26 protein-coding genes are annotated in these 24,117 nt (G+C 71.5%); 18 read left to right on the top strand and 8 right to left on the bottom strand.

Annotated elements, in window-relative coordinates:
• The first annotated feature begins 13 nt into the window (after positions 1-13).
• Genes ACZ6TI_RS12830 through ACZ6TI_RS12820 form a run of 3 tightly spaced genes read left to right on the top strand, consistent with a single transcriptional unit; the run spans position 14 to position 3,272 of the window.
• Complete coding sequence (locus ACZ6TI_RS12830) at positions 14-1,414, top strand: ABC transporter substrate-binding protein (protein WP_465345189.1); 1,401 nt, start codon at positions 14-16, stop codon at positions 1,412-1,414.
• Positions 1,414-2,406, top strand: coding sequence for a carbohydrate ABC transporter permease (locus ACZ6TI_RS12825; RefSeq protein WP_465345188.1), 993 nt, complete (start codon positions 1,414-1,416; stop codon positions 2,404-2,406). Before ACZ6TI_RS12830 ends, ACZ6TI_RS12825 begins: the two co-directional genes overlap by 1 nt.
• Complete coding sequence (locus tag ACZ6TI_RS12820) at positions 2,406-3,272, top strand: carbohydrate ABC transporter permease (RefSeq protein ID WP_465345187.1); 867 nt, start codon at positions 2,406-2,408, stop codon at positions 3,270-3,272. The genes ACZ6TI_RS12825 and ACZ6TI_RS12820 overlap by 1 nt, the downstream gene beginning before the upstream one ends.
• 3 nt (positions 3,273-3,275) lie before the next feature.
• On the opposite strand, the gene ACZ6TI_RS12815 is transcribed toward ACZ6TI_RS12820, so the two are convergent.
• Together ACZ6TI_RS12815 and ACZ6TI_RS12810 are read right to left on the bottom strand one after the other, a co-directional pair.
• Entirely contained in the window at positions 3,276-4,169 is an 894-nt protein-coding gene (locus ACZ6TI_RS12815; protein ID WP_465345186.1) for a Gfo/Idh/MocA family protein, read from the bottom strand.
• A 22-nt stretch (positions 4,170-4,191) separates the two neighbouring features.
• Complete coding sequence (locus ACZ6TI_RS12810) at positions 4,192-5,400, bottom strand: ROK family protein (protein ID WP_465345185.1); 1,209 nt, start codon at positions 5,398-5,400, stop codon at positions 4,192-4,194.
• 158 nt (positions 5,401-5,558) lie between these two features.
• On the opposite strand from ACZ6TI_RS12810, the gene ACZ6TI_RS12805 reads away from it, so the two are divergent.
• Genes ACZ6TI_RS12805 through ACZ6TI_RS12790 form a run of 4 tightly spaced genes read left to right on the top strand, consistent with a single transcriptional unit; the run spans position 5,559 to position 10,502 of the window.
• Positions 5,559-6,608: a zinc-dependent alcohol dehydrogenase gene (locus tag ACZ6TI_RS12805; RefSeq protein ID WP_465345184.1), complete on the top strand. Its 1,050-nt coding sequence runs from the start codon at positions 5,559-5,561 to the stop codon at positions 6,606-6,608.
• Complete coding sequence (locus ACZ6TI_RS12800) at positions 6,605-7,423, top strand: sugar phosphate isomerase/epimerase family protein (RefSeq protein ID WP_465345183.1); 819 nt, start codon at positions 6,605-6,607, stop codon at positions 7,421-7,423. Before ACZ6TI_RS12805 ends, ACZ6TI_RS12800 begins: the two co-directional genes overlap by 4 nt.
• Positions 7,420-8,712: an MGH1-like glycoside hydrolase domain-containing protein gene (locus ACZ6TI_RS12795; RefSeq protein WP_465345182.1), complete on the top strand. Its 1,293-nt coding sequence runs from the start codon at positions 7,420-7,422 to the stop codon at positions 8,710-8,712. The genes ACZ6TI_RS12800 and ACZ6TI_RS12795 overlap by 4 nt, the downstream gene beginning before the upstream one ends.
• Positions 8,709-10,502, top strand: coding sequence for an amylo-alpha-1,6-glucosidase (locus ACZ6TI_RS12790; RefSeq protein ID WP_465345181.1), 1,794 nt, complete (start codon positions 8,709-8,711; stop codon positions 10,500-10,502). Before ACZ6TI_RS12795 ends, ACZ6TI_RS12790 begins: the two co-directional genes overlap by 4 nt.
• A 20-nt stretch (positions 10,503-10,522) precedes the next feature.
• Here ACZ6TI_RS12790 and ACZ6TI_RS12785 read toward each other — a convergent pair whose 3' ends face one another.
• Positions 10,523-11,047: a CGNR zinc finger domain-containing protein gene (locus tag ACZ6TI_RS12785; RefSeq protein WP_465345180.1), complete on the bottom strand. Its 525-nt coding sequence runs from the start codon at positions 11,045-11,047 to the stop codon at positions 10,523-10,525.
• Positions 11,048-11,137: 90 nt separating this feature from the next.
• On the opposite strand from ACZ6TI_RS12785, the gene ACZ6TI_RS12780 reads away from it, so the two are divergent.
• Positions 11,138-12,277: an epoxide hydrolase family protein gene (locus ACZ6TI_RS12780; protein WP_465345179.1), complete on the top strand. Its 1,140-nt coding sequence runs from the start codon at positions 11,138-11,140 to the stop codon at positions 12,275-12,277.
• The gene (locus ACZ6TI_RS12775) at positions 12,277-12,669 is read left to right on the top strand and encodes an ester cyclase (RefSeq protein ID WP_465345178.1); all 393 of its coding nucleotides are present in this window, start codon (positions 12,277-12,279) and stop codon (positions 12,667-12,669) included. The genes ACZ6TI_RS12780 and ACZ6TI_RS12775 overlap by 1 nt, the downstream gene beginning before the upstream one ends.
• A 4-nt stretch (positions 12,670-12,673) precedes the next feature.
• Here ACZ6TI_RS12775 and ACZ6TI_RS12770 read toward each other — a convergent pair whose 3' ends face one another.
• A complete protein-coding gene (locus ACZ6TI_RS12770) occupies positions 12,674-13,339 on the bottom strand; it encodes a TetR/AcrR family transcriptional regulator (protein WP_465345177.1) in 666 nt (221 codons plus the stop codon).
• A 109-nt stretch (positions 13,340-13,448) separates the two neighbouring features.
• Here ACZ6TI_RS12770 and ACZ6TI_RS12765 point away from each other — a divergent pair, with 109 nt between their 5' ends.
• Entirely contained in the window at positions 13,449-14,384 is a 936-nt protein-coding gene (locus ACZ6TI_RS12765) for an SDR family NAD(P)-dependent oxidoreductase (protein ID WP_465345176.1), read from the top strand.
• Here ACZ6TI_RS12765 and ACZ6TI_RS12760 read toward each other — a convergent pair.
• A complete protein-coding gene (locus ACZ6TI_RS12760; RefSeq protein WP_465345175.1) occupies positions 14,359-14,988 on the bottom strand; it encodes a TetR/AcrR family transcriptional regulator in 630 nt (209 codons plus the stop codon). The genes ACZ6TI_RS12765 and ACZ6TI_RS12760 overlap by 26 nt on opposite strands.
• A gap of 60 nt (positions 14,989-15,048) precedes the next feature.
• On the opposite strand from ACZ6TI_RS12760, the gene ACZ6TI_RS12755 reads away from it, so the two are divergent.
• The 6 genes from ACZ6TI_RS12755 to ACZ6TI_RS12730 all read left to right on the top strand — a co-directional run bounded on the left by ACZ6TI_RS12755 (position 15,049) and on the right by ACZ6TI_RS12730 (position 19,169).
• Complete coding sequence (locus ACZ6TI_RS12755) at positions 15,049-15,573, top strand: hypothetical protein (RefSeq protein WP_465345174.1); 525 nt, start codon at positions 15,049-15,051, stop codon at positions 15,571-15,573.
• Positions 15,573-16,511, top strand: a complete 939-nt coding sequence (locus tag ACZ6TI_RS12750) for an alpha/beta fold hydrolase (RefSeq protein WP_465345173.1) — start codon at positions 15,573-15,575, stop codon at positions 16,509-16,511. The genes ACZ6TI_RS12755 and ACZ6TI_RS12750 overlap by 1 nt, the downstream gene beginning before the upstream one ends.
• A 554-nt stretch (positions 16,512-17,065) precedes the next feature.
• A complete protein-coding gene (locus tag ACZ6TI_RS12745) occupies positions 17,066-18,094 on the top strand; it encodes a hypothetical protein (protein ID WP_465345172.1) in 1,029 nt (342 codons plus the stop codon).
• Entirely contained in the window at positions 18,091-18,519 is a 429-nt protein-coding gene (locus tag ACZ6TI_RS12740) for a MerR family transcriptional regulator (protein ID WP_465345171.1), read from the top strand. Before ACZ6TI_RS12745 ends, ACZ6TI_RS12740 begins: the two co-directional genes overlap by 4 nt.
• A complete protein-coding gene (locus ACZ6TI_RS12735; RefSeq protein ID WP_465345170.1) occupies positions 18,516-18,803 on the top strand; it encodes a hypothetical protein in 288 nt (95 codons plus the stop codon). Before ACZ6TI_RS12740 ends, ACZ6TI_RS12735 begins: the two co-directional genes overlap by 4 nt.
• A 24-nt stretch (positions 18,804-18,827) precedes the next feature.
• Positions 18,828-19,169 carry a YnfA family protein gene (locus ACZ6TI_RS12730; protein ID WP_465345169.1) on the top strand — a complete coding sequence of 114 codons (342 nt, stop codon included), beginning with the start codon at positions 18,828-18,830 and terminating at the stop codon, positions 19,167-19,169.
• A gap of 312 nt (positions 19,170-19,481) precedes the next feature.
• Here ACZ6TI_RS12730 and ACZ6TI_RS12725 read toward each other — a convergent pair whose 3' ends face one another.
• Both ACZ6TI_RS12725 and ACZ6TI_RS12720 read right to left on the bottom strand, forming a co-directional pair.
• A complete protein-coding gene (locus tag ACZ6TI_RS12725; RefSeq protein ID WP_465345168.1) occupies positions 19,482-20,288 on the bottom strand; it encodes an ABC transporter permease in 807 nt (268 codons plus the stop codon).
• Positions 20,285-21,271 (bottom strand): ATP-binding cassette domain-containing protein, encoded by a 987-nt coding sequence (locus tag ACZ6TI_RS12720; protein WP_465345167.1) that lies wholly within the window; start codon positions 21,269-21,271, stop codon positions 20,285-20,287. The genes ACZ6TI_RS12725 and ACZ6TI_RS12720 overlap by 4 nt, the downstream gene beginning before the upstream one ends.
• An 85-nt stretch (positions 21,272-21,356) precedes the next feature.
• Here ACZ6TI_RS12720 and ACZ6TI_RS12715 point away from each other — a divergent pair, with 85 nt between their 5' ends.
• Positions 21,357-21,701, top strand: coding sequence for a PadR family transcriptional regulator (locus ACZ6TI_RS12715; RefSeq protein ID WP_465345166.1), 345 nt, complete (start codon positions 21,357-21,359; stop codon positions 21,699-21,701).
• Entirely contained in the window at positions 21,683-22,258 is a 576-nt protein-coding gene (locus tag ACZ6TI_RS12710) for a hypothetical protein (protein ID WP_465345165.1), read from the top strand. The genes ACZ6TI_RS12715 and ACZ6TI_RS12710 overlap by 19 nt, the downstream gene beginning before the upstream one ends.
• A gap of 20 nt (positions 22,259-22,278) precedes the next feature.
• Here the strand turns inward: ACZ6TI_RS12710 and ACZ6TI_RS12705 are convergent, their stop codons facing one another.
• A complete protein-coding gene (locus tag ACZ6TI_RS12705; RefSeq protein WP_465345164.1) occupies positions 22,279-23,871 on the bottom strand; it encodes an SGNH/GDSL hydrolase family protein in 1,593 nt (530 codons plus the stop codon).
• Positions 23,872-24,117: the final 246 nt, after the last annotated feature.

Genomic DNA, 24,117 nt, shown 5'->3' with positions numbered 1-24,117 from the left:
GAGAGGAAATCTCATGAAGATCGATTTCCGGCCGCTACCGGCGCTGTTGGTCACCGGCCTGATCGCCGTGACCGCGCTGGCCGCATGCGGCGGCGACGACGATCCCGAGGACGGCGGCGGCGGCACGCTGACCGTGTGGAGCCTGGAGAATCAGACCGACCGGATCCAGGCGACGCAGCGGATCGCGGACAAGTTCACCGCCGCCTCGGGCACCAAGGTGAAGATCGTCGCGACCGACGAGAACCAGTTCAGCAGCCTGATCACCTCGGCCGCGGCGGCGGGCACCATGCCTGATGTGGTCGGTGCGCTGCCGCTGGCGGCGGTGGCCCAGATGGCCGGCAACGACCTGCTCGACAACGAGGCCGCCAAGGCCGTGGTCGACCAGCTCGGGACGGGCACGTTCTCGCCGCGGGCACTCGAGCTGAGCAGCCAGGACGGCAGACAGCTCGCCGTGCCGTCCGACGGCTGGGCGCAGTTGCTGTTCTACCGCAAGGACCTCTTCGACAAGGCCGGGCTGCCGGCGCCGGACACCTACGACAAGATCCGCACCGCCGCGCAGAAGCTGAACACCGGCGGGACGGCCGGGATCACCATGTCGACCGTGCCCAACGACGCGTTCACCGCGCAGACCTTCGAGAACTTCGCGCTCGGCAACGGCTGCCAGCTCGTCGACGACAACAAGACCATCACTCTCGACTCGCCGCAGTGCGTGCAGACCTTCGAGCTGTACGGCGACCTGATCAAGAACTACTCCGTGCCGGGCACCCAGGACGTCGACACCACGCGGGCCACCTACTTCTCCGGCAAGGCCGCGATGGTGGTCTGGTCGTCGTTCCTGCTCGACGAGATGGCCGGCCTGCGCAACGACGCCGCGCCCACGTGCCCGGAATGCAAGTCCGACAAGGCCTTCCTCGCCAAGAACAGCGGCGTGGTGACGTCGATCGCCGGCCCCGGCGGCCAGCCCGCGCAGTTCGGCGAGATCACCAGCTGGGCCATCACCAAGGAGGGCGAGAACACCGACGCGGCGAAGAAGTTCGTGGCGTACATGATGAACGAGGGCTACCCGGACTGGCTGGGCATCGCGCCCGAGGGGAAGTTCCCGGTGCGCAAGGGCACCCAGGACGACGCGGCGAAGTTCACCACCGCCTGGAACGACCTGCCGGCCGGTGTGGACGCGAAGAAGCCGCTGAGCGACGTGTACCCGGCGGACGTCCTGGCCGCGCTGCAGAAGAGCCCGGACACCTTCCAGCGGTGGGGCTTCCCGCAGAAACAGGGCACTCTGGTCGGGGCGACACTCGGCGAACTGCCCGTGCCGAAGGCGGTCAACGCGCTCGCCGGCGGTGAGCTCGACGCGGCCGCCGCCGCGAAACGGGCCGCCGAGGACGTGCGGGCCATCCAGAAGTCGCTGGAGTGATGGTCGCGACCCGGCCGCCCGACGCGGCGGCGCCGAAGCAGCGTGAGCGCGGACGGCGGCCGCTCACGCTGCGCCAGCGGGAGAACCGCGCCGGGCTGGCATATCTGTCGCCGACGCTGATCGTGGTGCTGTTCGTCGTCGTGGTGCCGATCCTGTGGACGATCATGCTGGCGTTCCAGCGGATCCGGCTGATCAACATCCGGCGAGCCGGCGTCTTCGGCGACTACACGATGCGCAACATCGAGGCGGTGCTGAGCTCGCCGGGCTTCTGGTCGTCGCTGTGGACCACGCTGGTCTACACCATCGGCAGCACCGTGCTGTCCATTCTGTTCGGCCTGGCGGCCGCGCTCGCGCTGCGCGGACGGTTCCGCGGCCGGACGTTCGTGCGCGCCTCGGTGCTGCTGCCGTACGTGGCTCCGGTCGTGTCCGTCACCTTCGTCTGGGAGATCCTGCTCAGCCCTCAGTTCGGCCTGGCCAACGACTGGGGTGCGCGGTTCTTCGGCTGGGACCGGCCGATCGACTTCCTCGGCCAGCGCGAGTACGCGCTGTCGGTCGTCGGCTGGCAGGTGGACATCCCGCTGGCGCTGTTCACGGTGATCGCCTTCGAGGCCTGGCGGTATTTCCCGTTCGCCTTCCTGTTCCTGCTCGCCCGCCTGCAAGCCGTCCCGGCCGAGCTGGAGGAGGCCGCGCTGGTCGACGGCGCGGCGCCCAGCCAGAGCTTCCGGCACATCCTGCTGCCGCAGCTCGGCCCGGTCATCGCGCTGCTCACCGTGTTGCGGTTCATCATGACCTTCAACAAGTTCGACGACGTGTACCTGCTCACCGGCGGCGGCTCCGGCACCGAGGTGGTCAGCGTCCGGGTGTACGAGTACCTGACCGCCCGCTTCGACGTCGGCGCCGCCTCCGCCCAGGCGCTCGTGCTCGCCGCCGGACTGATCGTGTTGCTGGCGATCTACCTGCGGTTCCTGGCCCCCCGCGTCGAGGAGACCTGATGGATCGGGCGACGTTCGAGATCCGGCTGTTCCGGGTGCTGCGCTGGGTGGTCATCGCCACCCTGCTGGTGGTCACGCTGTTCCCGTTCCTTTACATGGTGCTGCTGTCGGTCCGCCCGATCGACGAGCTGCTGCAGAACCCCGGCCGGCTGTGGGGCGGCCTGTCCGAGTGGACACTGACCACCTATCGGGAGGTCCTCACCTCGGCCGACGACGGCGGCCAGGGCTTCATGCGCTTCCTGGCGAACTCGGCGATCGTGTCGGCGGCCGCCACGATCCTCACCCTGCTGGTGTCGATCCCCGGCGCGTACGCGGTGAGCCGGCTGCGGTTCGTGGGGCGCCGTCAGGTGCACTTCCTCTTCCTGGCGGTGTATCTGTTCCCGTCGATCCTGCTCGCGATCCCGTTGTTCGTGCTGTTCACCCGGCTCGGGCTGCGCGGGTCGCTGGGCGGGTTGACCATCGTCTACATCGCGCAGACCGTGCCGGTGTCGATCTACATGCTGCGCAACTACCTGGCGACCATCCCGGAGAGCCTCGAGGAGGCGGCGGCGGTCGACGGGTACAGCCGGTTGCAGACCCTGCGCAAGGTGGTGCTGCCGCTGGCCGCGCCGGCGGTGATGGCCAACGCGCTCTACATCTTCATGATCGCCTGGAACGAGTTCCTCTTCGCGCTGCTGTTCCTGGTGGAGGACCGCGACGACTGGACGGTCTCGCTCGGGCTGGCGCAACTCTCCGGCGGCATCGAGGTCAGCAAGACCGTGCTGATGGCCGGCTCCGTCGTGCTCACCCTGCCCATCGTCATCCTGTTCTTCGCCGCCGAACGCCTGCTCACCGAGGGGCTGACGGCGGGCGCCGACAAGGGCTGAGGCTCACCGCGGCTGGTGCGCGCAGGACACGCGGTCGAGCAGTTCCTGCAGCATCAGCCCGCGGCGCACGTCCAGGGCGTGCGGCACGCCGGAGCGCACGGCTGCGGCGAACTCGGCACGCAGCGTCGGCCAGCACTGCTCGTGGTCGATCGTGCCGAAGTCGAGCGCCAGCGTTCCGGCCGGGCCGAAGAGCTCGATCCCGGCCCGGGAGGCGGCCGGCCCGACGGCGCCGGACAGCGACATCTGGCTGACCGCGCCGCCGCGGTGCAGGCAGGTCAGTTCGATCCAGCGGCGGCTGTCGCCGGTGGCGCGCAACTCCTCGATCGGCCCGAGCGCGGCGTCGGCCAGGTCCAGCAGATGTGGGCCCAGGTCGTACAGCGCGCCGCGGGTGAGCCGCCAGCCGGTCGCCATCGCGCCGCCCAGGAAGGCGCCGTGCAGGTACTGCGTGCGGGCGCCGGTCGCGTCGAAGGTCGCCGCCGCGGCGAGGAAGGCGCGCGTACCGGGGTGGTAGCGCTTGGTCAGCACGAGTTGGGTGACCACGCCGTGCTCGGCGACCGCGTCGGCGAGCGCACGCGCGCCGGTCAGGTCGAGCGCGAGGGGTTTCTCCAGCAGCAGAGCCTTGCCGGCCCGCGCGGCGCGCGGCGCCAGCGCGGCCTGGACATCCGGCGGCACCGCGAACGCGACGGCTTCACACCGATCGAGCAGTTCCTCGTACGAGCGCGCGGCGTGCGTGCCCAGTCGTGCGGCGAGCCACGTGGCGGCGTCGGGGCGGCGCGCCCAGACGGCGCTGAGCCGGGTCTGCGGGCCGGCGGCGAGCACCGGCCCGTGCATCGTCGCGGCCCACGGCCCGGCGCCGACCAGCCCTACGTCGACCGGCGTCTGCGCATTCCACTCCATACCGGCATTCTGCACGGAACGGTCAGCAAGACACCGATTCGGCGGCCGGCATCATCCGGGCCAGTTCGGCGTCCACGGCGGCCGGGGCGTACACCTGGTCGACGACCATCGCGTACCCGCCGATCACCGCCGACCGGGCGCCCAGCCGGCTCGAACCGACCTCCAGGTGGCGCGTCGAGCGCGGCAGCGCGTTCTGATAGAGCACCTCGCGCACGCCGGTGACGAAGTGGATGTCGGCCAGGTCGCCGGCGATGATCAGGACCGCGGGGTTGACCATGCACACCACCGTGGACAGCACCTCACCGACCCGCTTGCCCGCCTCCCGCGCCAGGTGCACCGCCTCCGCGTGACCCGAGCGGATCCGCTCGACGAGCTCGGCGCCCGACGACGTGGGCGTGCCCGCGGCGGTGAGCCGGTGGGCCAGCGCGAGACCGCTGGCCACCGCGGCCAGACAGCCGTAGAGGCCGCACTCGCATCGCGCCTCGCCGTGGTCGTGCAGCCGGATGTGTCCGATGTCGCCGGCGCCACCGTCGATGCCGCGGTAGACCTGACCGTCGATGACCACGCCGGCGCTGATGCCGGTCGCCACCTTCACCAGGACGAGCGCCGGGCAGTCGGGGTAATGGATCGCCTGTTCGCCCAGCGCCATGAGATTGGCGTCGTTGTCCACGGAGACCGGCCGGCGCCAGGTGCGGCGCAGCCGCTCGGCGATGGGGTAACCGTCCCAGCCGGGCATGATCGGCGGCTGGACGACCGTGCCGGAGTCGAACTCGACCGGGCCCGGCACGCCGACCCCGATGCCGCGCACCTGGGCGGCGTCCCACCCGGTCGTGGCCAGCACGCGCCGGAACGCGGCGTCGATCCAGGCCAGCACCGCCTCCGGACCGGCCGCGATCTTCATCGGCTCGTGCTCCTCGGCCAGCAGCCGCCCGCCGAGATCCACGACCGCGGCCCGGACGTGGTTGCCGCCGAGATCGGCCACCAGCACGACGCCGTGCGCGGTGTCCAACTCCAGCAGCTCGGCGGGCCGTCCGCCGGTCGACCCCTCGACACCGCTCGCCCGCAGGAAGCCGGCCGCGCGCAACACGTCCATGCGCTGCGTGATCGTCGAGCGGGACAGGCCGGTGTAGCTCTGCAACTCGCCGCGCGTCCGGGCGCGCCCGGTGCGCACCAGCCACAGCAGATGCCCTGCCGAGTTCTGGTTGCGGCCCCATCCATCCCTGGTCAGCACCGGCACAGCGTATGCAGTGCCGCCGCGGGGGAGCGGCTGGACCACCACCGTGGGCGCGGCCCACTATTGCTCGGCGGCTGGGCATAAGTGGGGTGGACATCGGGCGCAACTTCCGGCGTTCTGCCGCGGAACCGGCAACGGTGCGATGAAATGTCCGAGTGTCCCAGACAGTGCAGATCACCAGGCCGCGTTGCGTCGAGGTGATCGATCAGCCCACCCCGGACCTGCGCGCCGGGCAGGTCCGCGTGCGGACCAGCTTCTCCGGCATCTCGGCCGGGACGGAGCTGACCGCCTACCGTGGCTCGAACCCCTATCTGAGCAAGACGTGGGATCCGGACCTGCGGCTCTTCGTGGACGAGACCAGCGGTCTCAACTATCCGCTGGCCGGGCTCGGCTACTCGGAGGTCGGCCAGGTCGTCGAGGTCGCCCCGGACGTCGCCGACGACCCCGGCCTGCCACCGGTCGGTGCGCACGTGTGGGGAATCTGGGGTCACCGCGGCGAGGCCGTCCTGTCCGCCGAAAAGGTGCGCGGTCGCACCGTCCCGGCCGGCCTCGACCCGATCGCGGCGACCTTCGCCCGGGTCGGGGCGGTCGCGTTCAACGCGGTGCTGGCCGCCGACATCCACCTCGGCGAGACCGTCGCCGTCTTCGGTCAAGGCGTCTTGGGGCTGCTCACGACCCGGCTCGTGCGGCTCTCCGGCGGCACGGTCGTGGCCGTCGACACGGTGCCCGGCCGCCTCGAGAAAGCCAAGGAGTACGGCGCCGACGCCATCCTGGACGCTCGCGACGGCGCCGTCGGACGTCGGATCCGCGGGCTCACCGAAGGCCGCGGCGCGGACGTGGCGATCGAGATCAGCGGCTCCTATCCGGCGCTGCACGAGGCGATCCGCGCGGTGGCGGTCAACGGGCGGGTGGTGGCGGCGGGTTTCTACCAGGGCGACGGCGCCGGGCTGCGCCTCGGCGACGAGTTCCATCACAACCGGGTGGGCCTGATCTGTTCGCAGATCGGCGGGGTGCCGCCGGCGATGGCCGGGCGGTGGGACGAGACCCGGTTGAACCAGACGTTCCTGCGACTCGCTTCGGATCGCCAGATAGATCCGGCCGGGCTCGTCAGCCACGTCATTCCGGTGCAGGAGGCGCCGGGCGCCTATCAGATGCTCGACCGCAGTCCCCACGAGGCACTCCAGGTGGTGTTGACCTTCCCATGATCAAGATTTCCTGCCAGGAGCAGTTGCTGCCCGGCCAGACGCTGCAGGAGAAGTGCGAGTTCGCCCGCGGCGCCGGCTACGACGGCATCGAACTGCGCGCCCGTGGCGATCTCGCGTTTCGCGACCGCCTGCCCGAGCTGCGCCGGGCCGCCGCCGACGGGGTGCCGATGCCGTCGGTGTGTGTCGACATGCCGCACTTCTTCGCCGCGTTCGACGCCGACTTGCGCCGCGACGCGATCACCCAGCTCAAGTCGCAGCTGTCGGTGATCGCCGAGGTGGGCGGCCCCGGCGCGGTGGCCTGCACGCCGGCGTCCTGGGGCATGTTCTCCCGCCGGCTGCCGCCCTTCGAGCCGCCGCGCAGCGAGCAGGACGACCGGGCGGTCCTGCTCGACGGCCTCGCCGAGCTCGGCGAGCACGCCCTCCGCGAGGGCGCGACGCTGGCCCTGGAGCCGCTCAACCGGTACGAGGACCACATGGTCAACCGCCTGGGGCAGGCCGTCGAGCTGATCGAAGCGGTGGGGCTGCCGTCGGTGCGGGTGCTGGCCGACACCTATCACATGAACATCGAGGAGGACGAGCCCACGTCGGCGCTGGTCCACGCCGCCGCGCACCTGGGCCACGTGCAGGTCAGCGACTCGAACCGCCTGCAGCCCGGCGCCGGGCACCTCGACTGGGCGGCCCTGCTGGGCACTCTCGACGCCATCGGATATCAGGGCTACCTCGCCCTGGAGTGCCGGCTGCGCGGCGAACCGGCCGCCGCCGTGGCCGCCGTTCCCGGCTTCCTGCGCCGCCACCACGTCAGCGTGCCGGTGTGACCGTCTGCACCGGACTGGACCTCGACCGGGCCGCCCGGCGGGTGCTCGCGACCAACTGGCGGCGGCAGTCCACCGTGCCGGCCGCCCGGCTCTACCCGCACCAGTGGAGCTGGGATTCGGCGTTCATCGCCGTCGGGCTGCGCCACCTGTCGCCCGCCCGGGCGCAGCGTGAGCTGGAGTCGCTGTTCGGCGCGCAGTGGCGCGACGGGCGCGTGCCGCACATCGTGTTCGACCCGCACATGCCCGCCGATGCCTACTTCCCCGGCCCGTCGTTCTGGCGCTCCGGCGCCGTGCCGGGGGCGCCGTCGGTGCCGACGTCCGGCATCGTCCAGCCGCCGGCGCACGCTCTCGCCGCCTGGCTCACCTACCGCGCCGATCCGGCGACGGCCCGCGCCCGTGGATTTCTGCCCCGCGTCTACCCGCGGCTGGTCGCCTGGCATCGCTACCTGACGACCCGGCGTGATCTGACCGGCAGCGGGCTGATGTCGGTCGTGCACCCGTGGGAGTCGGGAATGGACAACAGCCCGGCGTGGGACACACCGCTGTCGCGGGTCACGCCGGTGCCGGCCGGCGAGTTCACCCGCCGCGACCTCGACCACGCGGCGGCCGCCGACCGGCCGACCGACGCGGACTACGGGCGCTACGTGCGGCTGGTGCGCGACTACCGCGACGCCGGGTACGACGACGCGCCGCCGGTGCACGGTTTCGCGGTGGAGGACCCGCTGTGCAACGCCCTGCTGGCCGCGGGTGAGCACGCGCTCGCGTCGATGGCCGCGGAGCTCGGCGGCGACCCGGGACCACACCTCTCGGCCGCCGCGCGGCTCACTCACACCCTGACCGCCACCCTGTACGACCCCGCCGCCGGCACGTTCTTCCACCGCGACGTCCACACCGGCGAGTTGATCCGCTCGTACACCGTCGGTGGTCTCATGCCGCTCGTCGTGCCGGACCTGCCGGTCGCGACCGAGCTGATCAAGACGGCGCTCGGCGACCGGTTCCGGCTGGCTGACGCGTGCCCCCTGCCGTCGTACGACCTCACCGCCCACGACCATGAGCCGGGCCGCTACTGGAGGGGACCCGGGTGGATCAACACGAGCTGGCTCTTCTGGCACGGGCTGGGGCTGCACGGCGAAACCTCGCTCGCCGACGACCTGCGCCGGCGACTGCTCGACCGGGTGCGCGGCGCCGGGTTCCGGGAATACTTCGACCCGCTGACCGGCGCCGGCCACGGCACCGACGGCTTCGGCTGGACGGCGGCGCTGGTCCTCGACCTGACTCGGGCGTCGTGACCGGGCACTCGGTGGTCGCGGGCACCACCTGCCTGCTCACCGTCGCCGCCGGGGCCGACCTCACGGGCGCAGGCGAGGACGGCTTCTTCGTCGACGACTGCCGGCACCTGTCTCGGCTCGTGCTGGGCGTGTCCGGGCCGCCCCTGCGGGTTCTGCGCCGCGACCCGGATTCGACGGTGTACGTGCCCGAGACCGCGCGCCACGCGGATCCGCCCTACGCGCTGGTTCGCCGCCGCAGGGTACTGCCCGGCCGCCTGACCGAGTCGCTGGAGCTGACCGGCTTCGTCGCCACCACGCAGACCATCGACCTGGGCTACGAGGTGGCGGCCGACTTCGCCGACCAGTTCGAGCTGCGTTCGGCGCGGACCTTCGACAAATCCGACGCCATTCGCGGCGCCGAGGTGTCCGGCCGCCGGCTGGTCTTCTCGTACGCCCGGCGGGGCTTCACCCGCGCCACCACGATCGAGGCGGCACCGGCGGCGGGGCTCACCGGCGACCGCGTCAGCTGGTCCGTCGAGCTGCCGCCCGGAGAGTCGGTGACACTGCGCATCACCGTGTCGGCGTCGCCGTCCTCCGAGGGCATCGGCCACCGTGCCACCGCCCCCGGCGACGACCTCTCGAAGTGCGTACGCAAAGGACTCTCCGACCTGGATGCCCTCACGATGCCGGCGCCGGGCGTACCCGGAGGGGTCGTGCCGGCGGCCGGCGCACCCTGGTTTCTCACCGTCTTCGGCCGTGACAGCCTGCTGACCTCGCTCTTCGCTCTGCACCATCGGCCGGAACTGGCCGCCGGCACGCTCCAGGTGCTGGCCGCCACCCAGGGCCGGGCCACCGACGAGGCCCGGGTGGAGGAGCCCGGCAAGGTGATCCACGAGACCCGCCGCGGAGAACTCGCCCGGACCGGCGAGGTGCCCTATGCCCGCTATTACGGGTCGGTCGACGCAACGCCGCTGTTCCTCATGCTGCTCGCCGCCCACCACGAGGTCACCGGCGACGACCGGCTGACCCGGCGGCTGGAGCAGGCGGCGCGGGCCGCGGTGGGCTGGATGCTCGGGCCGGGCGGCCTGACGACCGGTTACCTGCGCTATCGCACCGACCTGCCGGGCCTGGTCCATCACTGCTGGAAGGACTCGGCCGGCTCGATCGTCTTCCGCGACGGCACGCCGGCCGCCGGGCCGATCGCGGTCGCCGAAGCCCAGGGGTACGCCTACCGGGCGCTGCTGGGCACCGCCCGGCTTGCGATCGGGGTGTGGGACGACCCGGAGTGGTCGGCGACGCTCACCGCCACCGCGGCCGCCCTGCGCGACCGGTTCGCCGCCGACTTCCGCCTGCCGGACGGCTTCGTGGCGCTGGCACTGGACGCCACCGGCACGGCGGTCGACGCGGCGGCGTCCAACGCCGGCCACGTGTTGTGGTGCGGATTGCTCGCCGACGACTGGGCGGCCGCGGTGGCCGACCGGCTGTCCCGCGACGACTTCTTCTCCGGCTGGGGCGTGCGGACGCTGGCCGCCGGGCAGGTCCCGTACCACCCGTTGTCCTACCACCGCGGCGGCGTGTGGCCGCACGACACCGCGATCACCGTGGCCGGCCTGGCCGCGGCCGGGCGCCACGCCGAGGCGGCGCGGATCGCCGACGGGCTGCTCGCCGCGGCGTCCTACACCGAGGACCGGCTGCCCGAGGTGATGACCGGCCTGGCCCGTGAGCACGGGTGCGGGCCGGTGCCGTACCCGCATTCGTGCTCGCCGCAGGCGTGGGCCGCCGCCGCTCCGCTGCTGCTGCTGACGTTGTGACCAGGCTGACGGTTCGGCCGTCAGGACGACGTCCGGTTGCGCTCGCGATAGGTGCGGGTCTTGTGGCGGTTGCCGCAGACCTCCATCGAGCACCAGCGGCCCCGGCCGCTGCGTGAGGTGTCGTAGAACGCCCAGTGGCAGTCCGGTGCCACGCACAGCTTGACCCGGTGCCACTCGCCCCGGGCCGCGCTCCGCGCCACCGTCTCGACGATGACGTCCAGCCACGGCCGCCCGGTTCGGGCGGCGATCCGCAGGCCGCTCGACGGATCCGGAGCGAGTCGCAACTCGTAGTCGGTCAGCGCCGTCGTGGCATCGAGCTCACCGAGAAGTAGCCGCCGCAGTGCCGTGCGGAGGGCGACGGTGGCGGTCAGGTCGGCCGGCCGCGGCTGGACCCCGGCGGTCGGCAGATCGTGGGCCGCCAGCCATTCCGACAGGGCATCGGGGGAGGTCAGATGTTCGCCGGCGACGTGGTTCTCGCCGTGCCGGCTGAAGGTTCGCTCGTCGACGGTGTTGAGGAACTCCTCGATCAGGTGCAGGTCGGCCACGACACCACTATACGGCAATGCCGGTGTTGACATCGACGGAACACCGGTATTAGCGTTCAGTGGTGTCGCACCCAGATGAGGGAGGAACCAATGAACGTCTCCGACACCGAACTCGAGGATCTGCGCGACCGCCTGCGCCGGACGCGGTGGGCCACGCTCTGGCCGATCGGCCCGTGGGAGGCCGGCACCGACGGCGGTGAGCTGCGCCGGCTGGTCGACTACTGGGCGTCGGCGTACGACTGGCGCAAGCACGAGGCCGCCATCAACGCGTTGCCGTCCCGAGTCGCCGACATCGACGGAACGCCGGTCCACTACCTGCGCTACGACGCCGAGCGTGAGGGCGCGCTGCCACTGGTCCTGACCAACGGCTGGCCCAGCTCGTTCCTGGAGCTGACCGGCCTGGCCGAGCGGCTGTCCGCGCCGTCGCGTCACGGCGGCGACCCGGACGACGCGTTCACCGTCATCGTCCCGTCCCTGCCCGGCTTCGGACTGTCACCGCAACGCCCCACCTTTCCCGACAGCGTCCTGCCCACGCACGAGATCTGGCATCGGCTGATGCACGACGAGCTGGGCTTCCGGCGCTACGGCGCACATGGTGGAGACATCGGCGCGGGAGTCACCGTCCGGCTCGGACAGGCCCATCCCGAGGCGGTGGCCGGCATCCACGTCCTGAGCATCGCCGACCCGCCCGCGTACGATCCGGCCGGACTGACCGACGAGGAGCGCGCCTATCTGGAGGCGAAGGCGGCCTGGCATGTCGCCGAGGGCGGATATTCCCATGAGCAGCGCACCCGCCCGCTGACCCTCGCTCAGGGCCTGTCCGACTCGCCGTCGGGGTTGCTCGCCTGGATCCTCGAGAAGTACCGCGCGTGGAGCGACTGCGACGGCGACGTGTCCCGCCGGTTCAGCGACGACTTCCTGCTCACCCAGGCCTCGCTGTACTGGTTCACCAACTCGATCTCCACCTCGTTCCGCCCGTACTACGCCGGGGATGGCGGACTCGCACCGGACCGCGGACCGGTCGAGGTCCCGACCGCGGTTGCGCTGTTCCCGGCCGAGATCGGCGCACCCCCACCGCGCAGCTGGGTCGAGCGCGCCTACCGTCTCACCCGGTTCACGGTCATGCCGCGTGGCGGCCACTTCGCCCCGCACGAGGAGCCCGAGCTGCTGGCCGACGACCTGACCGCCTTCTTCCGCCCGCTGGCGGCGGCCGGGGAAAGGAACACGTGATGAGCGAGCACCTCGAGGGCGTCTATCGCGACTACATCGCCGCCCTGAACGACCGCCGCTTCGACGATCTCGATCGGTTCGTGCACGACCGGCTCATCTACAACGGCGAGGAGTGGACCCGCGAAAGGTACCGATCCCTGCTCGCCGATGACGTCCGGAAGATCCCCGATCTGCACTACGACATCCAGTTGCTCGTCGTCGGCCCGGATCACGTCGCCTGCCGAATCTGGTTCGACTGCACTCCGCGGCAGCGGTTTCTCGGCATTGATGCGGGCGGTCGCCGCGTGTCGTTCGCCGAGCACGTGTTCTACCGTTTCCGCGCGAACCGGATCGAGCAGGTCTGGTCCGTGATCGACGTCGACGGCATCCGGCGCCAGCTGACGCCAGGATGACGGGTCAGGGGCGGGGCAGCACGCCCAGGAGGGTCGCGGTCAGGGCCAGCTTCAAATAGTGCTTCAGATCCAGGTGGATCTGGGCCAGCTCGGGCTCGGCCTCGTAGGCCGCACGCAGGCTGGGCGGGGGTGTGCTGTATGCCGGCAGCGCCCCCGCCATGAGCATGGTCTGCAGGCTGAACAGGGCCGCGTTCTCGCCCAGCTCCGGCAGGCACTTCCGCAGCAGGCCGGTCATGGTCGCCAGGCGGTCCAGGGAGGCGCGCTTGTAGCGGGTGACCACCTCGACCGAGACGTTGTGTTCCAGGACGCTCACCTGGGCGCCGAAGAGGTCGCACAGCACCACCCGGTTCGAGAGCGAACGGCTGAGGACCTCGGCCACCGCTGCGGCTCGCTCGGTCATGGACAGATTCCCATCGACGCCGGCGGCCAGTTCGCCGGCCAGTTCCGTCAGCCACTCCCGCAGGAAGTGGTCCAGCAGCTCCAGCAGCACCGCCTCGCGGGACTCGAAATAGCGCAGCACGTTGGGCTTGGCCAGGCCGACCCGGCGGCTGAGCTCGTTCAGAGTGACCGCGGCCACCGGCATCTCGTCGAGCATCGCCGCCGCCACGTCGAGAATCGCCCGGCGGCGGATCTCCCGCTGCTCCTCGGTGCGCGCCCGCTGGAAGGTCATGACCGTCACCCTAACTTACGTACCTGCGGTACGTTGACATCGTACCGGAAGTATCTTAGCGTGGTCGGCAGAAGATACCTCCGGTACGTTGATTGTTGAGGAGCCCGACATGAGCGAGCAGTGGACGACGGCGAACATTCCGGACCAGCGCGGGCGGGTGGCCGTGGTGACCGGGGCCAACACCGGACTGGGATTCGAGACCGCCAAGGCGCTCGCCGAGCGCGGAGCCTATGTGGTCCTCGCCGTGCGCAACGTCGAGAAGGGCGAGCGGGCTGCGGCCCGCATGACCGGCGACGTGACCGTGCAGGCGCTCGACCTGACCTCGCTCGACTCCGTCCGCACCGCGGCGGCGGCGCTGCGGTCCCGGCTCGACCGGCTCGACCTGCTGATCAACAACGCCGGCGTGATGTACACCCCGAAGCAGACCACCCGGGACGGCTTCGAGATGCAGTTCGGCACCAACCACCTCGGCCACTTCGCGCTCACCGGGCTGCTGCTGGACCGGATGCTGCCGGTGCCCGGCTCCCGCGTGGTGACGGTCAGCAGCACCGGCCACCGCATCCGGGCCGCGATCCACTTCGATGACCTGCAGTGGGAGCGGTCGTACGGCCGGGCCGCCGCCTATGGACAGTCCAAGCTGGCCAACCTGATGTTCACCTACGAGCTGCAGCGCCGGCTCGCCGCGCACGGCACCACCGTCGCGGTGGCCGCGCACCCCGGCCTGTCCAGCACCGAACTCGCCCGCAACAGCCCTGCGGCCCTGAGGCTTCCGCTCGCCTGGCTGGCGCCGCTGATCACCCAGACGGCGGCGATGGGCGCGCTGCCGACCCTGCGCGCCGCCACCGACCCCGCCGTTCTCGGCGGCCAGTATTACGGTCCCGGCGGGCGCAACGAGATCAAGGGTCACCCGCGGGTGGTCACCTCCAGCCCGGATTCGTACGAGGTGGCCGTCCAGCAGAAGCTCTGGGCCGTCTCCGAGGACCTCACCGGGGTGAAGTTCGAGCAGGACCCGGCCGGCCTCACATCAGGCATCGCTCGAGGGTGACGGCGAGCCAGCGCTGATAGTCGTCGTCGCTCTCCTGGCTCTCGCGCATCCGCAGCAGATACAGCTCCGGCGAGTTGATCACCCACACCAGGTCGGCGACGGCGTCGGCGTCGAGGCCCGGCCGGGCGAAACCCCGGGCGACGAAGTTCTGCGCGAACATCGTGCTCCCGATCCGCCGCTCGGCGGCACCGGTCCTCGCCAGCTGGTCCAGATCGGGCTCGACCGCCCGGGCGCCGTGCACGAGCTCGAGCACCGGTCGCAGACGCTTGGCCATCTGGGTCGCGACCGCCGCGTACGCGGACAGCAGCGCGCGGCCGTCGGGCGCGTCGCGCATCCGCTGGAACTCCGGGCGCTCGGCCATCGGGATCGGCTGGTCGTCGCCGGCGAGCACGACGTCGTAGACCGCCTTGAGGATCGCGGCCTTGTTGCCGATTCGGGTGTAGACGGTCTGCTCCGACACCCCGGCGGCGGCGGCGATCTGCCGGACCGTGGTGCCGGAGTAGCCGTTGGCCAGGAAGAGCCCGCGCGCCGCTTCGACCATCCGCTGCCGGGTTGTCCGGGCCGCCTCGTCGCGTACCTGGCTGTCGTACTTGCGTGGGGCCATGTCGCCTTTCCGTCAGTAATTCGCTAGTGAAATCTAAATTCAAATTAGTAGCCTCAAGCCATGACTGCTGCAACCACCATCTTGCCGTCCGCCGCGGACCGCCGCGCCCGCCGCACCACGGCTCTGTTCACCGCCACCGCCGTCCTCACCTTCGCGGTGACCGGCACGGGGCTCTTCGAAGGCCACGTGGTCTACCCCTCGTGGTACGACCTGGCGGCCTACGACGGGTTCGCGGACTACCACGGCGCGTTCGGTCAACGCCTCATCCCGTGGCTGCCGGTGCCCCTGCTGGCGGCCACCGTCCTGAACGGTCTGATGCTGCGCTGGCGCCCGCCGGCCGTGCCGCGCGCATTGGTGCTGACCACGTTCGCCCTGCAGCTCGGGATCGGTGCGGTGACGGCGGCCCTCGCCCTCCCGCTGCAGGCGAAGCTGAGCACGGCCGGCCACTCACCCGCGGAGGTGGTGGACCTGCTCGACCAGCTGGTTCGGATCAACTGGCTGCGTGACGTGCCCGGTGTCGCGATCGCGCTGTCGTTCGTCTGGATGCTGCACCGGCAGCTCGGCGCGCGCCGGAGCGGTGACTGATGGCGGGCCGGCCGGCCGCACTGCGGCTCGCGTTCGGGTTGGCGGACAGGGTGGCGCCCGACCTGGCCGCCCTGGTGGCGGGCAACCTGTGGTTCACCCCGCCGCGACGACGAGGCGGCGAATCCGTCGGCCCGCCGGGTGGGGAGGAGTTCGTCGTCGATCTCGGCGCGACGACGATCCGGGGGACGGTCTGGGGGGAGTCGGGTCCCCGGATCTACTTCATGCACGGATGGGGTGGCCGCGGCGCCGACGTCGCCCCGCAGGTGCCCGCACTGCTCGAACGCGGATTCCGGGTGGTCACCTTCGACGGCCCGGCGCACGGCCGGTCCGGGCCCGGCCTGTCCGGGACACGGCGTACGAATGCCGTCGAGTTCGGCCGCGCGCTGGGCGCCGTGGTCACGCACCACGGCCCGGCGTACGCCGTCATCGCTCACTCGCTCGGCGCGGTGGGCCTCAGTCTCGGTCTCCGCGCGGGTGATCTGGCGTGCGACCGGGTGGTCCTGCTGGCCCCCGTGATCGAGGCTCGCGGACAGCTCGCGGCCTTCTGCCGGCACCTGGGCATCGGCGGGCGCACCCGGAGTCGCCTGGACCGGGAGATCCTCCGGCACACCGGCACCACCCTGGACGAGTTCCACCTGCTTGCCGCCGGCGACCGGGCCGGCATCCGGGAAGCGCTCGTGCTGCACGACCGCGACGACCCGATCGCTCCGTTCGAGGCGACCGCCTCCCACGTGCGTGACTGGTCCGCGGCCGCCCTGGTGACGACCGAGGGGCTCGGCCACTACCGCCTGCTCCGGGACCGGGCGGTGATCGGCACCGTCGCGGACCGGCTCGAGGTCGGTAGCCGATCGGTCCTGGGCCCGCCTCAACCGGGCCCGCCTCAACCGGGCCTACCTCAACCAGGCGCGGCGACAGGCGGCTCCGGCCGTCCTGCGTGACGCTGACGACGGCCACGTGAAGGCCGGCCAGGAAGGCCTCTCGTTCTTCATTCGTCATCGCGAGCGTCATCGTCGTCCCTCTCGTTCGGCAAGCTCCACCGGCCAGCACCAATATCGACCGGAATCGCTGTTCGCCGCCAGCGTTGAAGCGGCCGGTTGCCCTGGCCCGGGACCGTCCTGTGCCAGGATCGGGGCCATGGTCGAAAATCGCCGCGCCACCTATCACCACGGCGACCTGCGGTCCGCTCTGATCGGAGCCGGGATCAGCCTGGCCCGCGACGGCGGTCGTGCTGGGCGAGGGTGACTCGGGCGGTCGGGGTGGCGCCGAAGTCCGCGTACGGGCATTTCTCGACCCTGTGAGAGCGACCAGCAGGGCGACACTCGACCACCACACGGTTCACCGACACGGCCCACCGCTCCCGGACACCCAGCAGGAAGGCAGGGCGCCGAGAGACACGAGCCCGGTGATCGGCAAGGGCCATGCTCACCGTCCGGGCTTGCATCCGGTACCCAGGTACAGGCTTACCGTCGGGGTATCCCTTTTGGAGGAGCCTGTGATTCCGTACGTTGTTCCCGATTCCTGCACGTTGCCCACGGTCGATCGGCCGGTGCGGCTGGCCGAGTTCGACGCCCTGTTCGGCACCGCGGTCCGGGCGGTCGAGTCGGTGACGCCGACTCACACCCGCATGCGCCTGACCGGCTCGGACGGCCTCACGGCGACGACTCGCGACCTGACCGCACGCGAGTCGGAGTGCTGCTCGTTCTTCGCCTTCACCGTCACGCCGACCCCGGCCGAGGAGGGCGAGGCGCTCGTCCTCGACATCGAGGTGCCGGCCCGGTACGCCGACGTCCTCGAGTCGCTCGCCGGCCGGGCCCGCACCGCGCTGGTGCGCACGCGACTGCTGGAGGCGGCCGAAGGCGCCGGCATCGACGGCGATGACCTGCGGGGTCTCGCCGCAGCCTGGTCGGCGGGGGAGTGCGGCGACGCTCGGGATCGGCTCGCCGACGCGCTCGCCCACCGCATCGAGGCCGTGCAGCAGAACCTGGCGCGGCGGCTGCGGCAGGCCGCCGATCTCGGTCCCGGAGCCCCGGGATGGGCGCAGGCAACCTCCGCGGTCGTGCCGCTGACCGCGGAGACGGCGCGACTGCAGGCGGCGGCAGCCGCGTTGGCGGCCGCGCCGCACGCCGGGACATGCGACGAGCACTGTGGCTGCGCCGAGGCGCTGGCCGCGACCGGCGACGTCTACGAGTTTCCGGCCGGACCCTCGTCGGAGACCGTGCTGGCCTGCGACCTGAAGGCCGATGGCGGCGCCGCCGCCGACCGGGTCGGCGTGTGGCAGCAGGTGTTCACGCGGGTGCTGGGTCGCGACGCCCTGCCCGACACCGAGACCGGTGTGGCGCTGCGGTTCCCGCTCGACCCCGACCTGGCCGCGACGCTGGCCCGGCTCGCCGCCGCCGAGTTCCGCTGCTGCTCCTTCGGCAGCTACACGCTGGTCGTCGACGGCGCGGGGCTGCGCCTGGAGGTCCGGATGCCCGACGACGCCGCAGGCATGCTCGCCGCCGTGATCGGCATGCCGGAATGACCGGCGGTCTGCGCACCGGTGAGGTCGCCGAGCGGGCCGGCGTCAACATCCAGACCCTGCGCTACTACGAACGCCGCGGCCTGCTCGCCGAACCGGTCCGCTCCAACGGCGGGCACCGCCTCTACCCGGCCGACACCGTGGCCCTGCTCGGCGTCATCAAGGCCGCCCAGCGGCTCGGCTTCACCCTGGACGAGGTGGCCGACCTGCTCGCCGCCGGTCGTGGCCGCCACCCGGCGCCCGACCTGCGGCAACGCGCCACCGACAAGATCGCCGAGATCGACGCGCGGATCGCCGACCTGACCGTCATCCGGACCGCCCTCAACCAGGTCGTCGACGCCCGCTGCGACAGCCTCACCAACTGCACCTGCGCCGACTGCCCCATCCCGTTCCTGACGATCGCGCACCCCGATGGAGATTCCCGATGAGCGTCCCTGCCCCGCCGGTCACCGATGCCGGCCCGCCGACCCGCAGCAAGGTCACCGGTGGTCTGGCCGCTCTCGCCTGCGCCGCCTGCTGCGCCCTCCCGCTGCTGATCGCCGCCGGCGTGCTCACCGGCGCGGGCGCCGCGATCCTGCAGCAGACCCTGCTCGCCGTCGCGGCCGCCCTGGTGGTCGCCGCACTCGGCATGTGGTGGTTGCACCGACGCCGCAGCACGCAGCGGGCCGCCGCCGCGGGCGCGGGTTGTGGCTGTGGCGGAGGCTGCGGATGACCCCGGACGTGCTGCGATGATCGCATGACGATCGTCCGGTCCATCCTGCTGTTCGTCGTCGCGGCCATTGCCGAGATCGGCGGCGCCTGGCTGATCTGGCAGGGCGTGCGGGAACACCGCGGCCTGCTCTGGATCGGCGCCGGCATCGCCGCGCTCGGCGCCTACGGGTTCGTCGCCACGTTCCAGCCGGACCCCAACTTCGGCCGGATCCTCGCCGCCTACGGCGGCATCTTCGTCGCCGGCTCGCTGGCCTGGGCGATGATCGTCGACAGATTCAAACCCGACCGGTGGGACATCATCGGCGCGGCCATCTGCCTGGTCGGCGTCGCCGTCATCATGTACGCGCCCCGCACCGGATCCCGCTGACTCCATGGCCGCGCCGGATTCGTGCAGCCGACACGACAGCCCACGTTCGGCGCGCCGGTCGGAAAGATGCGCGGAAATCGTCGAGGGTGCTGTCGTAATGGGGGACGGCGTCCTCGCCGGACAGGTCGGTGCGGTTCACGGTCGACAACGCCGCCCTCATCAAGATCGCCTGAGCAGGACACGACGCCGTGCCCTATCCCGCTCCGGCGGACGCATCTGGCCACTGACGCGTCCAGACCGATGCGCCTTCGGCGCCTGGATCGACCGCAGCGGCCGGCGGCCGGACCCGAACCGTCCGACCCGATAGCGGTTTCATGCCGTGGCGCGCCGGTAGCGCAGGATCGCGGCCGGAACCGTGGCGGCGAGGAGCCCGCCGATCCAGGCCAGGGCGTGCCACACGGGGGTGGCGGTGGGTCCGCCGAGGCTCAGCACCCGCAGGGCGTCGACGGTGATGGTGATCGGATTGACCTTGGCGAACGCCTGCAGCCAACCGGGGAAGGTCGTGATCGGCACGAAGGTGGAGCTGGTGAAGATCAGCGGGATGACGGCGAGGAGGCCGCCGATCCCGGCCGACTCGGCGTCCCGGACCAGCAGCCCGAGCAGCCCGAAGATCCAGGAGAAGGCGACACCGATGAGGAGGGCGATCCCGATCGCGGCGAACGCGGCGCCGGGCCCGGCGTGGAACCGGAACCCGATCGCGTGTGCCACGCCGGTCATCAGGGTGAGGACGAACAGGTTGCGTGCGGCGTCGGCGGCGACCCGGCCGGCCAGGACGGCGGCGCGGGCCATGGGGAGCGCCCGGAACCGGTCGATCATGCCGGTGGTCAGGTCGTCGGCGATGGCGACGCCGGTCTGCGAGGCGCCGAACGCGATCGCGAGCACCCAGATGCCCGGCAGCGCGTAGTCGATGTAGCGGTCCACGCCGGGCGGGTGGATCGCGCCGCCCCAGGCATAGGTGAACAGCAGCACGAACATGACCGGCTGGGCGGTGGCGAACGCGATCAGCGTCGGTACGCGCACCAGGCGGTGCAGATTGCGGACGGCGATGGTGGCGGTGTCGGCCAGCAGCCGGCCGGGCCCGAAGGTCCGGACGAAGTCTGCACCGGGGGTGGCTGTCATCGGCTGCTCCCGGTGGCCGAGGAATCTGCTGGGGAGGGTTCCCCCGGCCGGCCGGTGAGGGCGAGGAACACGTCGTCGAGGGTGGGCCGGCGCAGCGCCAGGTCGGCGACCCGCAGTCCGGACGCGGCGAGCCGGGCGGCGACGTCGGGCAGAACGCCCGCGCCGTCGCTGACCGGCACCACCACCAGGCCGGCGTCGGCATCGACGTGCGGGGGCGCGGAGCCGAGTCCGGCCATCGCCGCGGCGACGGCGGCCGGGTCGTCGCCGGGCCGGGTGCGCAGCTCGAGGCGGTCACCGCCGACCCGGGTCTTGAGCGCATCGGCGGTGCCGCGGGCGATCACCCGGCCGTGATCGAGCACCACGATCTGATCGGCCAGCCGGTCGGCCTCCTCCAGATATTGCGTGCTCAGCAGCACGCTGGTGCCCTGCGCGCTCAGATCGCCGAGCAGTCGCCACAGGCCGAGCCGGCCACGCGGGTCGAGTCCGGTGGTCGGTTCGTCCAGGAACAGCACGGCCGGCCGCGCCACGAGCCCGGCCGCGAGATCGAGGCGGCGGCGCATGCCGCCCGAGTAGGTGCGCGCGGTGCGGCCCGCGGCGCCGGTCAGGTCGAACAACTCCAGCAGCTCGCCGGCCCGCCGTCCGGCCGCGGCCCGGCGAAGACCGGACAGCCGGCAGATCATCAGGAGGTTCTCCCGGCCGGTCAGGTAAGGGTCGACCGCTGCGTACTGTCCGGAGAGTCCGATCACCCGGCGCACCGCCGGGGCCTGGCGCACCACGTCCAGCCCCGCGACCCGGGCGCAGCCGGTGTCCGGCGGCAGCAGGGTGGTCAGGATCCGCACTGCTGTGGTCTTGCCGGCGCCGTTGGGGCCGAGCAGTGCGAGCACGCCGCCGGTCGGCACCCGCAGGTCCACACCGGCCAGGGCCGTCACCGTGCCGAACCGTTTGACCAGGCCACGCGCCTCGATCGCCGGTTGGTCGGCCATCCGGACCACCTCATAGCTAGGTTTACTACCTATCGATACGGCGGACAGTAGCATACCTACGCATGAGGGCTGTAGGGTCGACCACGTGAAGGCGGAGGCGCAAACCCTCAAGGGTCACCTCGACGTGCTGCTCCTGGCCACGTTGGACGACGGACCCCGGCACGGTTACGCGGTCAAGGAGGCGTTGCGCGAGGGCAGCGGCGGGCTGTTCGACCTGCCCACGGGCACCGTCTATCCGGCGCTGCACCGCCTCGAACGCGCCGGTCTGATCGCGGGGTCGTGGTCAGTGGTGGACGGCCGGCGCCGGCGCACCTATCAGCTCACCACCGCCGGACAGCAGCGCCTGCACGCCGAGCGCGGCACCTGGCGCGAGTTCGCCGCCACGATCACCGCGATGCTGGAGCCCCGGCCATGGCCGGCCACCACCTGATCGACGAGCATCTCGCCGACCTGGCCCGCCATCTGCCGGCCGACGCGGTCGACGAACTCGCCGACGGGCTGCTCGAGACCTGGCAGCGTCACCTCGACGCAGGCCTGGCGCCGGCCGCCGCCGCGCGGGCGGCCATCGACGAGTTCGGCGACCGGGCACAGATCACCGACGCGTTCGTGGCCCAGTCGCCGGGCCGCCGGGCCGCGCGGATGCTGCTGGCGACCGGCCCGCCCGTCGGCGTCTGCTGGGGTGCGAGTCTCGTGGTCGGCGAGGTCTGGACGTGGCCGGTCCCCGTTCTGGCGGCCGCCGGGTTCGGATCGGGTCTGCTGGCGGTGATCGCCGCCCTGATCACCGCGGCCACCAGCCGCCGCGACTACCGCCGCACACGCCTCGGCCGGGCCGGTGGCCTGGGCCTGATGACCCTCGACGCGGTCATGGTCGTCGCCGTCCTGCTGGTCGCCCCGGCCCTGGTGTGGCCGATGCTCGCGGCGATCCCGGCCAGCCTGGCGCGGATCGGCCTGACTCTGCGACTGCTGCCCCCGCCACTAGCACGGTGAGGGGCGGCCCGATCTCCGGGCTACACCCGTTCCGCCACATCAGGTCCGGGTGGACGGGGCATCCGCCGGACCCCGGCCTCCGGATCGTTCTTCGTGAAATGGTTCAGAGTCGCATGTAGTTTCGCGGCGAGCAGATCCCCGACGACCTTGGTCCCGTTGCCGTTGGGGTGCACGGTCCCCTCCATGTCGTCCTGCATGTGGCACGACTCGCCGGCGCTGCGCCAGAACGAATCCGGCGCACAGTAGCCGTGGGTCTTGAACGCCTGGGCGACACCGGTCACCACGGTCCAGCCCAGGGTTTCCGCCGACGATGCGATCCTCTGATTGAGCAGGTTCCCCATCTCCTCGATGAAGCCCGCATCGGACTCGGAGATGCCCATCGGATAGACGACGCCCGCCTCCTCGGTGAGGTCGAACAGGCCACATCCGGCGTGCGGCCGGCCGTCCGCGCCGTCGAAGATCGGAGCCGGATACTCGGGGATCAGAATCTCCTTGGGGTCGAGACTCCGCCGGATGACGTCATCGAGCTTGACGTATTGCGTCCGTAGGCCTTTGATCGCCTCCTCGATGGTGTCCCGAGCCTCCTGCTGGGTCTTCTTGCCGAGCAGTCCGATGATGAATCTCTCGTTGGTGAGGTCGGACAACGTTCCGGAAAATCCGCAGTCGTTGCCGCCGATCGACATCATGAGCACGTCGACCGGCCGGATGAGGCTGGTGAGGTCGGCCGGATTGGACAGCATGCGGCGAACCTCCTCGATCTGGCCGGTCTTCTGGAAGGGGCGTTGGGGGCCGAGGAGCCCTTTCTCGATCTCCGCGCCCGACGAAGCGACCGAAACGAAGGTCGTCAGCCGGGCCCAGCCCCTGATCTCGGCGGCCTGGGTCGCGAGCGACATCGCCGACTTGAGAGACCGCCACGCCAGCGGCTCCAGCCAGCGCGCCGGCTCGGTCATGTGGACGAACTGCTGCGGCCCGCCACCGAACCCGAGAAGGTCCCCGATCTCGTCGACCGCGCCGCCGATCAGGTCGTGCAGCTGGCCGGTCAGATCTTCGGAGAGGCCGACCAGCTCGCCCAGGCCGGGGACGTTGTCCTCGACCCAGTCCAGGCCCTTCTCCTTCGCGTCGGCGACGGCCTGAGCGAGAATGACCAGGGTGGGCACCTCGCACAGGGCGCGGCTCCCGATGCTTTCGACGCCGGCTCGGTCGGGATTCCCCTGACCCGACGAGAACGAGTCGCCGACCGAGACGACGAGGAAATCCCGCAGGTCGATTTTCGCCTTGATCTCCCTGCCCTTCCACGTCGACGAGACGTTGATCGGACCGGCGAAGGGGACCCGTGCGACGACCGTTCCCCTGGCCGGAGCGCCGAACCCGCCGATGTGGATGCCGTTGTCGATGATGTCGATGGGCCCTTGGCGACCGTCCGGGGACGTCAGATGCCACTTCACCGGATCCGCCGGGGTTCCGGTGGACTGGGTGCGGCGCAGAGACAGCCGATATTCGGTCGGCTGCACGTAGGGCGGGGCCCACCGGTGCGTCCGCGGGTTGTAGAGATCCTCGAACCTGGTCGGAGCGTTCGACGCCGCGGAGACCTGAATCTCGGGGTCGGGTGCCACCGCACCTGGCCTGGTCGCGTGAGTTTCCGGCTGCAGAGATCTGATGCTCGCCAGAGCATCGAATCCGCCGACGTGATCTGGGTTCATGGCGCCCTCGCGCATCCGGACCAGCGGCCGGACGGCGGCATTGCCTCCGGCATTCGTCCTGTCATGGACGCTAGGACCGCCCGTGCGACACGGTCAAGGACACGGGAGGGGGAGTCGGCGCAGGTCCGGACCTCGGTGCTGACTGTCAGCGACACTCTG

The sequence above is a fragment of the Actinoplanes sp. NPDC051388 genome, from assembly GCF_055586225.1.
This window is presented reverse-complemented; position numbering and strand designations above follow the sequence as displayed.

What these genes read in the sequence shown, in the direction of transcription:
- ACZ6TI_RS12830 (WP_465345189.1), top strand. Translation starts at nt 14, where the DNA reads ATGAAGATCGATTTCCGGCCGCTACCGGCGCTGTTGGTCACCGGCCTG.
- ACZ6TI_RS12825 (WP_465345188.1), top strand. Translation starts at nt 1,414, where the DNA reads ATGGTCGCGACCCGGCCGCCCGACGCGGCGGCGCCGAAGCAGCGTGAG.
- ACZ6TI_RS12820 (WP_465345187.1), top strand. Translation starts at nt 2,406, where the DNA reads ATGGATCGGGCGACGTTCGAGATCCGGCTGTTCCGGGTGCTGCGCTGG.
- ACZ6TI_RS12815 (WP_465345186.1), bottom strand. Translation starts at nt 4,169, where the DNA reads ATGGAGTGGAATGCGCAGACGCCGGTCGACGTAGGGCTGGTCGGCGCC.
- ACZ6TI_RS12800 (WP_465345183.1), top strand. Translation starts at nt 6,605, where the DNA reads ATGATCAAGATTTCCTGCCAGGAGCAGTTGCTGCCCGGCCAGACGCTG.
- ACZ6TI_RS12780 (WP_465345179.1), top strand. Translation starts at nt 11,138, where the DNA reads ATGAACGTCTCCGACACCGAACTCGAGGATCTGCGCGACCGCCTGCGC.
- ACZ6TI_RS12775 (WP_465345178.1), top strand. Translation starts at nt 12,277, where the DNA reads ATGAGCGAGCACCTCGAGGGCGTCTATCGCGACTACATCGCCGCCCTG.
- ACZ6TI_RS12770 (WP_465345177.1), bottom strand. Translation starts at nt 13,339, where the DNA reads ATGACCTTCCAGCGGGCGCGCACCGAGGAGCAGCGGGAGATCCGCCGC.
- ACZ6TI_RS12765 (WP_465345176.1), top strand. Translation starts at nt 13,449, where the DNA reads ATGAGCGAGCAGTGGACGACGGCGAACATTCCGGACCAGCGCGGGCGG.
- ACZ6TI_RS12760 (WP_465345175.1), bottom strand. Translation starts at nt 14,988, where the DNA reads ATGGCCCCACGCAAGTACGACAGCCAGGTACGCGACGAGGCGGCCCGG.
- ACZ6TI_RS12755 (WP_465345174.1), top strand. Translation starts at nt 15,049, where the DNA reads ATGACTGCTGCAACCACCATCTTGCCGTCCGCCGCGGACCGCCGCGCC.
- ACZ6TI_RS12750 (WP_465345173.1), top strand. Translation starts at nt 15,573, where the DNA reads ATGGCGGGCCGGCCGGCCGCACTGCGGCTCGCGTTCGGGTTGGCGGAC.
- ACZ6TI_RS12740 (WP_465345171.1), top strand. Translation starts at nt 18,091, where the DNA reads ATGACCGGCGGTCTGCGCACCGGTGAGGTCGCCGAGCGGGCCGGCGTC.
- ACZ6TI_RS12735 (WP_465345170.1), top strand. Translation starts at nt 18,516, where the DNA reads ATGAGCGTCCCTGCCCCGCCGGTCACCGATGCCGGCCCGCCGACCCGC.
- ACZ6TI_RS12730 (WP_465345169.1), top strand. Translation starts at nt 18,828, where the DNA reads ATGACGATCGTCCGGTCCATCCTGCTGTTCGTCGTCGCGGCCATTGCC.
- ACZ6TI_RS12725 (WP_465345168.1), bottom strand. Translation starts at nt 20,288, where the DNA reads ATGACAGCCACCCCCGGTGCAGACTTCGTCCGGACCTTCGGGCCCGGC.
- ACZ6TI_RS12720 (WP_465345167.1), bottom strand. Translation starts at nt 21,271, where the DNA reads ATGGCCGACCAACCGGCGATCGAGGCGCGTGGCCTGGTCAAACGGTTC.
- ACZ6TI_RS12710 (WP_465345165.1), top strand. Translation starts at nt 21,683, where the DNA reads ATGGCCGGCCACCACCTGATCGACGAGCATCTCGCCGACCTGGCCCGC.